7 protein-coding genes are annotated in these 11,088 nt (G+C 67.3%); 2 read left to right on the top strand and 5 right to left on the bottom strand.

Translation table 11 applies throughout. The features are described 5' to 3' along the window. Nucleotides 1–3: 3 nt before the first annotated feature. Genes ACO6VK_RS19495 through ACO6VK_RS19505 form a run of 3 tightly spaced genes read right to left on the bottom strand, consistent with a single transcriptional unit; the run spans nt 4 to nt 5,676 of the window. A complete protein-coding gene (locus ACO6VK_RS19495) occupies nt 4–1,461 on the bottom strand; it encodes an efflux transporter outer membrane subunit (protein WP_422510049.1) in 1,458 nt (485 codons plus the stop codon). Next, complete coding sequence (locus tag ACO6VK_RS19500; protein ID WP_422510051.1) at nt 1,458–4,514, bottom strand: efflux RND transporter permease subunit; 3,057 nt, start codon at nt 4,512–4,514, stop codon at nt 1,458–1,460. Before ACO6VK_RS19500 ends, ACO6VK_RS19495 begins: the two co-directional genes overlap by 4 nt. Before the next feature lie 4 nt (nt 4,515–4,518). Continuing rightward, a complete protein-coding gene (locus tag ACO6VK_RS19505) occupies nt 4,519–5,676 on the bottom strand; it encodes an efflux RND transporter periplasmic adaptor subunit (protein WP_422510053.1) in 1,158 nt (385 codons plus the stop codon). A gap of 308 nt (nt 5,677–5,984) precedes the next feature. Between ACO6VK_RS19505 and ACO6VK_RS19510 the strand changes: the two genes are divergently transcribed. After that, the gene (locus ACO6VK_RS19510) at nt 5,985–6,884 is read left to right on the top strand and encodes a LysR substrate-binding domain-containing protein (protein ID WP_422510055.1); all 900 of its coding nucleotides are present in this window, start codon (nt 5,985–5,987) and stop codon (nt 6,882–6,884) included. A 126-nt stretch (nt 6,885–7,010) separates the two neighbouring features. Here the strand turns inward: ACO6VK_RS19510 and groL are convergent, their stop codons facing one another. Both groL and ACO6VK_RS19520 read right to left on the bottom strand, forming a co-directional pair. Then, nucleotides 7,011–8,660 carry a chaperonin GroEL gene (gene groL / locus ACO6VK_RS19515; protein ID WP_017356759.1) on the bottom strand — a complete coding sequence of 550 codons (1,650 nt, stop codon included), beginning with the start codon at nt 8,658–8,660 and terminating at the stop codon, nt 7,011–7,013. Between the two features lie 53 nt (nt 8,661–8,713). Beyond that, a complete protein-coding gene (locus tag ACO6VK_RS19520) occupies nt 8,714–9,001 on the bottom strand; it encodes a co-chaperone GroES (RefSeq protein ID WP_411852323.1) in 288 nt (95 codons plus the stop codon). A gap of 270 nt (nt 9,002–9,271) precedes the next feature. Between ACO6VK_RS19520 and ACO6VK_RS19525 the strand changes: the two genes are divergently transcribed. After that, nucleotides 9,272–11,068 carry an endonuclease gene (locus ACO6VK_RS19525; RefSeq protein WP_422510058.1) on the top strand — a complete coding sequence of 599 codons (1,797 nt, stop codon included), beginning with the start codon at nt 9,272–9,274 and terminating at the stop codon, nt 11,066–11,068. Nucleotides 11,069–11,088: the final 20 nt, after the last annotated feature.

Genomic DNA, 11,088 nt, shown 5'->3' on the forward strand with positions numbered 1-11,088 from the left:
GGATCAGTTGTTCGGATGTTCAACGCGGCGCGACGCATCCAGCACCGGTGCCGGTGCGGCCCAGCCGCCGCCAAGGGCGCGGATGAGCTGCACGGTGGTACGTGCCGTTTCGCCCTCCACCCGGGCGACCGCCAGACGGTGTTCCAGGGCAGTACGCTCCGCCTGGATGGCATCGCCCTGCCCCAGCGCGCCCTCGCCGTACTGCACGCCCGCCAGTACCGCAGCGCGATCGGCAGCGTGCCGCGCGGCGGTGGCGGCGTGCCGCTGGTCTCCCAGCGTGCGCAGGTGCACCAGGGTGTCCTCCACCTCGTTGAAGGCAGTCAGGACAACGTGCCGGTAGTGGGCAACCTCTTCCTGGTAACGCGCCTGCGCATGGGCCAGGTGCGCCTTGCGTCGGCCACCGTCCAGCATCGGCAGGGTCAACCCGCCACCGGTCAGCGAACCCAACAGGAAGGTGCGGCTAGACCACTGCAGCAGGTCCGCCAGCCCCGTGGATTGGACACCCGCCGCGCCGGTCAGCGACAGGCGCGGAAACCGTGCGGCGTCGGCCACGCCGACCCTGGCGTTGGCGGCCGCCATTGCACGCTCTGCAGCGGCAATGTCCGGGCGCCGCGCCAGCAGCGTGGAGGGAAGTCCGGCCGGGATGGATATCTCGACCCACGGCGATGGCCGTACCGCCATTCTGAACCCGGCGGGCGCGTGGCCGAGCAGCGCCGCAAGCGCATGCTCGGCCATCGCACGGCGGCGCTGGGCCTCGAACATGGCCGCCTGCTCGGCATCCCATTCGGTGCGGGCGCGCAGGACCGCCAGTTCGTCGTAGGCACCCACCGCCTGCCCGTGCGCGGCGATCCGGTACGACCGCTCCCGCAGCACCAGCGCCTCGCGACGCAGCGCAAGATCGACATCCAGCTCGCGAACCAGCAGATAGGTCTGGGCGACATCGGCCTGCAGTGCAAGCAGCGCGGCGCGGTAGAGCGCCTGCTGCTGTTGCGCATCGGCCTGCGCGGCACCGGCCTCGGCCGCTATCCGGCCAAACAGGTCGACCTCGTAGGACACCTCCAGACCCGCCCGCCACAGACCGATCGCCGGGTCGCCCGTCGCTGCCGCCGGTCGCTCGCGGGAAGGTGCAAAGGACGCGTCGACCTGGAGGAAGCGCCCGGCGTGCTGCTCACGCTGCCGCGCACGGGCTTGGCCCAACCGCGCCAATGCGGCCTGCAGCGTGGGGCTGGCCTGCGCGGCGCGGGCCTGGTACGCATCCAGCACCGGGTCGTTGAACACCGACCACCACGCGTTGCCCAGCACGCTGTCGTCACCCGCGGGGGCGTCATCGCCCTGACTGTGCCTGTAGCTGTCCGGCACGGAGAGGGCAGGCACTGCATGGCGGGGACTGCTGGCGCAGCCAACCATCAGGCCCAGCATGACGAGCACCGCAAGCGGCACACCTGTCGTCCAGCCCGTCATGCCACGTCCTCCACGGCCGAGTCCGGTGCCGGCGGGGAAATCCTGCGGCCGAAGCGCACATAGACCGCAGGCAGCACGAACAGCGTGAACAGGGTGCCGACCACCAACCCGGATACCAGCACCACCGCGATGGCACGCTGGCTGCCCGCACCGGCGCCGCTGGCGAACAGCAGCGGAAGCAGCCCCCCCACCATTGCGGCGGTGGTCATCAGAATCGGGCGTACGCGGGTGCGGGCGGCGACCAGAACGGCCGCCGTGCGATCCATCCCGTGGCTACGCTGCTGTGCGTTGGCGAACTCGACAATCAGGATGCCGTGCTTGGCGATCAGGCCAATCAACGTCACCAGACCGATCTGCGTGTAGATGTTCAACGTGCCGAAGCCGAAGAACAACGCGATCAACGCCCCGCAGGCGGCCAGCGGAACCGTGGTCAGGATCAGCAACGGGTCGCGAACGCTTTCGAACTGCGCGGCAAGCACGAGGAAAATGAAGACCAGCGCGAACGCAAACGTGATCGCAAACCCGCCCTGTTCCTGCAGGTACTGGCGCGACTCGCCGAGGAACGCGACTTGATGGCTGCCCGGCAGCGCATCCGCCTCCGCCTGCAGCATCGCCACGGCCTGTCCCAGCGCGACGCCGGGCGCGGGGACCGCCACCATCGTGGCACTGTTCATCTGGTTGAACTGGGTCAGCGCATTGGCCTCCACCCCATGCGACAGACTGACCACGGTCGACAGGGGCACCTGTGTGCCTGCTGCGGTACGCACGTGGTAGAGCGCCAGGGATTCGGGCGTCAGCCGCTGGTCGCGTGGCGCCTGCGGAATGACGTCGTACGCACGCCCCTGCGCCCCGAAGCGATTGACGTAGGACTCGCCCACCAGGCGCGCAAGCGTGTCGCCGATCTCCTTCATGCTCAGGCCCAGGTCATGCGCCCGCGAGCGGTCGATGCGCACCTGCACGGTGGGGTTGGTGAAGGTCAGGTTCGAATCGACAAACGCAAACAGTCCACTGGCCGTGGCGGCCGCTTTGAGTGTCTCCATTGCCGCGTACACGTCCTCGTGCGGCGCGGACGATGCCAGCACCAGTTGCACCGGGAAGCCGCCCACCGAGCCCGGCAGCGGCGCCGGCAGATACGCTGAGCCGGCGATGCCCTCCACCTCTGCCAGCGACGCCTGCAGCTCACCCATGATCTCGGTGGACGTGCGCCCGCGTTCGCTCCACGGCGTGAGCATCACCCCACCCCACCCGAGGTTCAACGCACTGCCGACGCCCTGCACCATGTAGGCGTTCTGCGTTTCCGGAAGGCCGAGCAGCGCTGTCTCAACACGCGCCGCCTGGCTTTCCAGGAACTCCAGGTTGGTCGACTGTGGCGCTTTCATGTCCACCACGATCTCCCCTTGGTCTTCGGTGGGCGCCAGTTCGGACTGCACGCCACTGAACAGGACCGGCAGGCACAGCAGCGCACCGACACCCAGCAGCAGGAGCGGGCGGGTATCACGCAGCCACCGTGCCAGCAGCCCGTGATAGGCGGCCACAACGCGTGCGGTGGCGCGCTCCACCGCCTGGCCGAAGCGACCGGGCCTTTCATGCCGCAGCACCCGGGAAGCCACCATCGGCGAGATGGTCAGCGCGACGATGGCCGACACCACAACGGCCGCGGCCAAGGTAAAGGCGAACTCGCTGAACAACGCACCGGTCAGCCCGCCCACCAGACCCAGTGGGGCATACACCGCAACCAGCGTGGCGGCCATCGTGATCACCGGCCCGGCAATTTCGCGCGCGCCGTTCCTGGCGGCCTGAAGCGGCGTCTCGCCTTCTTCGATGCGGCGGTGGACATTCTCGACCACGACGATGGCGTCATCCACCACCAGGCCGATCGCCAGCACCATCGCCAACAGCGTCAGCAGATTCAGGCTGTATCCCAGTCCCAGCATGATCGCGGCGGCGCCCAGCAGCGACAGCGGGATGCTGAGCACCGGCACGGCCACCGCACGCATCGAGCCCAGGAACAGGAAGATCACCAGCACCACTTCCAGGCTGGCAATGATCAGCTTGGTCTTGACGTTGCCGACGGCAGCGTCGATGAACACCGTCACGTCGTACGGAATGGCCATGCGGGTGCCCTGCGGAAGATCCAGACCATCCAGCACCGCGCGCACTTCCCGGGAGATCGCCAGGGGATTCCCGCCCGGCGTGGCCATGACTTCCAGGTACACCGCCGGTACGCCGTTCATGCCCGCCGTCTGATTGCGGCTTTGTGCGCCGATTTCCACGGCGGCCACGTCCTGCAGACGGACCAGACTGCCGCTGGATTTCACCACCAGCTGGCGGAACCCGTCGACACTGTCCAGCTGGGTGTCGGTGCGGACATTGGAGACCACCAGCGCGCCTTTTACCTGACCGGGAGCCGCCTGGTAGTTGTTGTCGGCGATGGCCGCATCGATGTCGGCACTGGTCACCCCGTGCGCGGCCATGCGCAGCGGGTCGAGCCAGATGCGCATCGACAGCGTCTGCCCACCGAGCACGTTCACCGCCGCCACCCCATCGACCGTGGTCAGCCGTGGACGGGCCACGCGCATCAGGTAGTCGGTGGTGGCGGTGGCGGTCTGACCCGCCGGCGCGGTGAAACCGGCGTAGACCACGCCGATGGCGCCCGGCGCCTGGCGGACCACGACGGGGTCATACGCGTCCTCCGGCAGGAGATAGCGGACCTCGTTGACCTTGGCCAACACCTCGGTCAGCGCGGCGTCGGAATCCGCGTTGAGGCGCAGGTAGGCCGTGATGGTGCTGCGCCCCTGTTCCGAAGAGGACGTCAGGTACTCCACCCCCTGTGTGGTCGCTACCGCCTGGGCCAGCGTGGTGGTCACAAACCCCTGCATGAGGTCTGCCGATGCACCGGGGTACTCGGTGGTCACGGTGACCACCGCACTGTCGATTTTCGGGTACTGGCGCAGCGGCAGGTCGAGCAGCGCGCTTAGTCCCACCAGCACGATGAGCAGGGCAAACGCGGTGGTGAGCACCGGGCGGCGGATGAAGAAATCGGTAAACGCCATGTGCTTAGTCCGCCCGTGCCGCAGCAGCAACGACGGCCGGGACAGCCGCGGGGGACGTCTGGGTCCGCGGCGTCACCGCGGCGCCATCGCGCAGGTTGATCTGGCCGGCCACCACCACCAGGTCGCCGGCCTTGATTGCCTCGCCCTCCAGCGCGACGCGGTCGCCGTGGCGTGTCCCGGTCCGGACGGGCACCAGCGCTGCGTGTGCGCCGCCTTCGCCGCGCCGTACGACATACAGCGATTCACCCGACAGCGCGGTGGCCACCGCAACGGCCGGCACGGTCAGCGCCGCCTCACGTTCGGGCAGTTGTACGTGGACACGCGCGAACGTTCCCGGCCACAGCGGGGTGTGGGCGGCGGCATCCAGCGTGGCGCGCACCTTGACCATGCGGTCGACGTCGTCCACCCGCGGATCGATCGCGGTGATCGTTCCCGTGCGGCGGCCGCCCACAGTGCCATCCGGCACGAGCGAGACGTCCAGACCGATGCCGAGAACCGCGAGATGGCGCTCAGGCACGCTGAAGTCCACGTGCAGCCGGCTCGGATCGGTCAGCGTAACGATCGGCGTCCCCGCGTCGACGTACTGCCCCAGGTTGATGCGGCGTACACCGAGTACACCGTCGAAGGGCGCACGCACGCGACGCTGTGCGATCTCCTCCTGCATCTGCGCGACCTGGGCGCGGGCCTCGTCATGCGTGGCCTGGTGCCGCTCGAATTCAGCGCGCGACAGGATCTGGCCCTGCAGGCGCCTGGCGCGCTCCAGACTTGATCCGGCCAGCACCGCGGTGGCGCGGTGCCGGTCCAGTTCGCGACGCATCGGCGCATCGTTGAGTTGCACCAGCGCGGTGCCGGCCCTGACGGCCTGGCCACTGGCGAAGTGGATGGCGGTCACCCGCCCCGCCACTTCCGATGCCACCAGCACCTGCTGATCGGCGACGACGGTGCCGATCGCTTCCACCTGCTCGGGCAGACGCTCCCGGCGGGCCGCCACCACCACCACCGGCACGGCGGCCGGGGCGCCGGCATCCAACGCGGCGGCGGCGGCGGTGCGTTTGCGATGGGCGTCGAAGAAGAACAGCGCGAGCAGTACGACGACCACGAGGCAGCCGATGGCCCAGAGGGTGCGGCGCCTGACGCGATAGCCGGTGAGCGCGGCGCTCATGCCCGCGCGCCGGCGGTGGAGAATTGAAGCCTCATTTTTTCTAATGTCCCGTTCTGCGATGTGACCGCAGTCTAGGGATCGGCGAGCGACCGAAAAAACGATTTTATGTCGCTGTATACAATAGTTTTTCTAACTATCTTGTTCACACCCAGATGATGGCGAAATACGCCGTAGGAATTGTCTGGTGGCCGCTTTCAAAGAAGAGAATTTCTTATGTCTTTTCGACAATCGCCTGACGTATGCTGCTGAGCGCATGGCGGTAGCGATACGCATGCTTTCTCTCCCGATATCACAGAAGATCTAAACGCATGGGCGCTGTACTTCCGTTACTGGCGCTGCGCGCCTTCGTCGAAACCGGCCGTCATGGCAGCCTCAAGGCGGCGGCCGCCGTCATGGGCGTCACCCCCGGTGCCATCAGCCAGCAGCTCAAGCTGCTGCAGGCGCGCACAGGGGTTGAGCTGTTCACCCGCACGCGCCACGGCGTCGCGCTGACCCCGGCAGGCGCGCAGGTGCACCCGGCGCTGCTGCGCGCGTTCGATCAGATCCAGGACAGCATGGCGGCACTGGATGCCATCCAGGCGCGGCAAACGCTCACCCTCAGCACGGTGCCCAGCTTCGCTGCGTCCTGGCTGGTGCCTCGACTGGGACGCTTCACCGAACAGCACCCCGACATCGAAGTGCGGGTGGAAGCCTCCTCGACCCTGGTGGACCTGCGTCGCGACCGCATCGACATTGCGATCCGTCACGGCCTTGGCGAGTATCCCGGGCTGGTCTCACGCCCCTTGGCGGCGCCGGTGCTGCTGCCGGTGGCGTGCCCGACCCTGCTTGCCGAGGGGCCACCGATCCGCTCGGCAGTGGACTGCCTGCAGTACCCGCTGCTGCAGGACTCGGACCGCAGCGACTGGTCGCTCTGGTTCAGCGCGCTGGGGCTCCCGTCGGACCCACGCGTCGAGCGCGGGCCCGCCTTCGATGATGACGTGCTGCTGATCCGTGCGGCCGAAGCCGGCCAGGGCATCGCGCTGGTGCGCGATCTGTACGTGGAGGCCGAAGTGGCCAGCGGACGGCTGGCCATCGCGCTGGATCAGCCGTGGCCGACGCGGTTTGCGTACTACGCCGTCACCCTGCCCGGTGCCGACGCAAACCCGGCCATCGCCGCGTTCCTGCACTGGTTGCAGAGCGAGGTCGAGGCGCCGACGAGCGCGCTCTAGGCCCGCCACGAAACAGAAAAAGCCCCGCCTTGCGGCGGGGCTTTTTCTGTTTCGTGGCGGGTGTGTGCCGACACGGGGTCGGCACCTACCGTTCCGATGCGGGCCAGCCAGTGGCCGGCCGTTGCATCAGAAGTCCATACCGCCCATGCCGCCCATGCCACCCATGCCGCCGCCAGCTGCGCCAGCGCCGTCATCCTTCTTCGGGGCTTCGGCAACCATTGCTTCGGTGGTGATCATCAGGCCGGCGATCGAGGCGGCGTTCTGCAGCGCCGAACGGGTCACCTTGGTCGGGTCCAGGATGCCGAATTCCAGCATGTCGCCGAATTCGCCGGTGGCGGCGTTGTAGCCGTAGCTGCCGGTGCCTTCCTTGACCTTGTTGACGATCACGGACGGCTCTTCGCCAGCGTTGGCGACGATTTCGCGCAGCGGGGCTTCCATCGCGCGCAGGGCGATCTGGATGCCGTGGTTCTGGTCTTCGTTGGCACCCTTCAGGCCGGCCAGCGCGGTGACCGCACGGACCAGGGCAACGCCGCCGCCCGGGACCACGCCTTCTTCAACGGCTGCACGGGTAGCGTGCAGGGCGTCGTCGACGCGATCCTTCTTTTCCTTCATTTCGATTTCGGTCGAGGCACCGACCTTGATCACGGCCACGCCGCCGGCCAGCTTGGCCACGCGTTCCTGCAGCTTTTCGCGGTCGTAATCCGACGAGGTGTCTTCGATCTGGGTCTTGATCTGGGTCACGCGCGCTTCGATGTTGGCCTTCTCGCCGGCGCCATCGATGATCGTGGTGTTTTCCTTGGAGACCTGCACCTTCTTGGCGCGGCCCAGGTCCTTGATCGTCGCCTTTTCCAGCGACAGACCAATTTCCTCGGAGATCACGGTACCGCCGGTCAGCACGGCCATGTCTTCCAGCATCGCCTTGCGACGGTCGCCGAAGCCCGGTGCCTTGACGGCCACGACCTTGACGATGCCACGGATGGTGTTGACCACCAGGGTCGCCAGCGCTTCGCCTTCGATGTCTTCGGCGATGATCAGCAGCGGCTTGCCGGCCTTGGCGACGCCTTCCAGCACGGGCAGCAGGTCGCGCACGTTGGAGATCTTCTTGTCGTGCAGCAGCACGTACGGATCGTCCAGGTCAGCGGTCTGCGACTGCTGGTTGTTGATGAAGTACGGGGACAGGTAGCCGCGGTCGAACTGCATGCCTTCGACGACGTCCAGCTCGTTGTCCAGGCCCGAGCCTTCTTCAACGGTGATGACGCCTTCCTTGGTCACGCGGCGCATCGCTTCGGCGATGATGTTGCCGATCGACTCGTCCGAGTTGGCCGAGATCGTACCGACCTGGGCAATGGCCTTGTCGTCGGCGGTCGGCTTGGAGATGTTCTTCAGCTCGGCGACGGCGGCGATCACGGCCTTGTCGATACCGCGCTTGAGGTCCATCGGGTTCATGCCGGCAGCAACGGCCTTGGCGCCTTCGCGGATCAGGGCCTGGGCCAGCACGGTGGCGGTGGTGGTGCCGTCGCCGGCGTCGTCGTTGGTACGCGACGCGACTTCCTTCACCATCTGCGCGCCCATGTTCTCGAACTTGTCAGCCAGTTCGATTTCCTTGGCGACGGACACGCCGTCCTTGGTGATGGTCGGGGCGCCGAAGCTCTTCTCGAGCACGACGTTGCGGCCCTTCGGGCCCAGGGTGGCCTTGACGGCATTGGCGAGCACGTTGACGCCGCGCACCATGCGCGAACGGGCGTCTTCACCGAAACGGATATCTTTGGCAGCCATTAGCTCTTACCTCAAATGATTGGGTTGGATCAGGTGGACCGGGCGCGACGAACTCAGCCGACGATGGCGAGGATGTCGTCTTCGCGCAGGACCTTGAACTCGATGCCTTCGGACTTGTAGCTGCTGCCGGCGTACTGGCCGTAGATGACCTTGTCACCGACCTTCAGCGACGGCGCGCGGACGCTGCCGTTGTCCAGCGGCTTGCCCGGGCCCACGGCCACGACTTCACCCTTGGTGGACTTTTCCTTGGCGGAATCGGGAATCACGATGCCACCGGCGGAGATTTCGTCGGCTTCGATCGGCTTGACCACAACGCGGTCGTGAAGCGGCTTGATGCTCATGTGAGACCTCTTAAGTTATTGATTGGTCTGGAAAAGTCTGGCGATGTTAGCACTCGCACAAGGCGACTGCCAGCACCGCTCACGAAAAAACCCGACAGTGCGGGACAGGGCAGAGATGGTGCTGCCCCCCGCCCTTTCAAGGGGGGCCGCCCGGAAATTTCGATTCTTGACGCACGTCGCATAAGTGGGGGCCGAATACGACACATTGATAGATGTGTCATTTGGATTGGTTAGATTCGGCCAGCAATTCCCAATCACAAGGAGCCGTAGATGAGGTTGCTCACCCCGCTGTCCCTGGGCTGCCTGCTGGCGCTCGCCGCCGGCACCGCCCGGGCCGATGTGTTCATCAATGAACTGCATTACGACGACAGTACCCCCGCCGGCGATGTCGGCGAGGCCATCGAAGTCGTCGCCACCGCCGGGGAGAACCTGGCCGACTACCGGCTGTACCTGTACAACGGCAGCACCCCGTCGGCGGCCACGGTCTACGCCAACAACCCGGTGCCGGCCGGCACCGCCGCCGGCTGCGGCAGCGCCACCCTGGCCACCGTCACCTACCCCAGCAACGGCCTGCAGAACGGCCCCAACGACGGCATCGCGCTGGTCGACGCCAGCGGCAAGGTGGTGCAGTTCATCAGCTACGAGGGCACCATCACCGCCTCGGGCGGGCCGGCGGCCGGCCTGACCAGCCAGAACATCCCGGTCAGCGAGACCAACAGCACCGCCCCCGGCACCTCCCTGCAGCTCACCGGCAGCGGCAGCCAGTACGCCCACTTCACCTGGGCCGCCTCGGCCACGCAGACCTTCGGCGCCTGCAACAACGGCCAGACCTTCAGCGGCGGCGGCAGCACCGGCCCCAACACCCCTCCGTCGGTGCGCGCCACCACCCCCGAGCAGGGCGCCACCACCTTCCCGGCGGCCGCCGACCTGAGCGTCACTTTCAGCGAGCCGGTCACCCTGGCCAGCGGCGCCTTCGTGCTCAGCTGCGGCCAGTCCGGCACCGTGCCGTTGAGCCATGCCACCAGCGGGTCGCGCTTCACCCTCTCCACCAACACCGCGCTGGTCGCCGGCGAGGCCTGCCGCTTCGACATCCGCGCCACCCGCATCACCGATGCCCAGGGCGCCCGCCCGGCGGCAGACACCCGCATCGCCTTCACCGTTGCCACCACCACCGGCAACCCCGATCCGGGCAATCCGGACCCGGGCACGCCGGGTGCGTACTACTCGCGGGTCAACACCTCCAGCCCGAGCCAGCTGCGCTGCTCGCTGCATGAAACCATCAAGGGCCACACCGCCTATCCGTACAGCGGCTCGGGCACCAGCACCTGGACCATCCTGGAGATCGCCGACGAGGATCCCAACAACAGCGGCAAGATCCTGGACGCCTACCGCAACCGCAGCTACACCAAGGTCAGCGGCCGCGCGGGCACCGGCAGCGGGCTGACCTACAACCGCGAGCACACCTGGCCCAACTCGCTCGGCTTTGCCAGCACCACCGGTGACAAGGGCCTGCCGTATGCGCCCTATACCGACACCCACATGCTGTACCTGACCGATGCGCAGTGGAACGCCGACCGCGGCAACAAGCCGTTCGGCAAGTGCGACAGCAACTGCGGCGAGCGTGCGACCGAGTCCAACAACGGCTTCGGCGGCGGCAGCGGCGGCTACCCGGGCAACTCCAACTGGGTGCGCACGCCGGACGGCAATGGCGGCACCTTCGAAGTCTGGGGCCACCGCAAGGGCGACATGGCGCGGGCGGTGATGTACATGGCAATCCGCTACGAAGGCGGCAAGGACGCCAAGACCGGCCAGTCCGAGCCGGACCTGGAGCTGACCGACGACCGCAGCAAGATCGTCAAAACCTCCGCCTCGCCGGCGTACATGGGCCTGCTTTCGACCCTGATCGACTGGCACCTGTCCGACCCGCCGGATGCGGCCGAACGCGCCCGCAACGAGGTGATCTACAGCTTCCAGGGCAACCGCAACCCGTTCATCGACCACCCCGAGTGGGCCACCCCGGCCCTGTTCACCTCGGCCAAGCCGGCGACCTGCCAGTTGGCGAACTGAGGTATCCAGGGGTGCCGGCC

The sequence above is a fragment of the Stenotrophomonas sp. GZD-301 genome (genome assembly GCF_049310345.1).
Taxonomy (GTDB): Bacteria; Pseudomonadota; Gammaproteobacteria; order Xanthomonadales; family Xanthomonadaceae; genus Stenotrophomonas.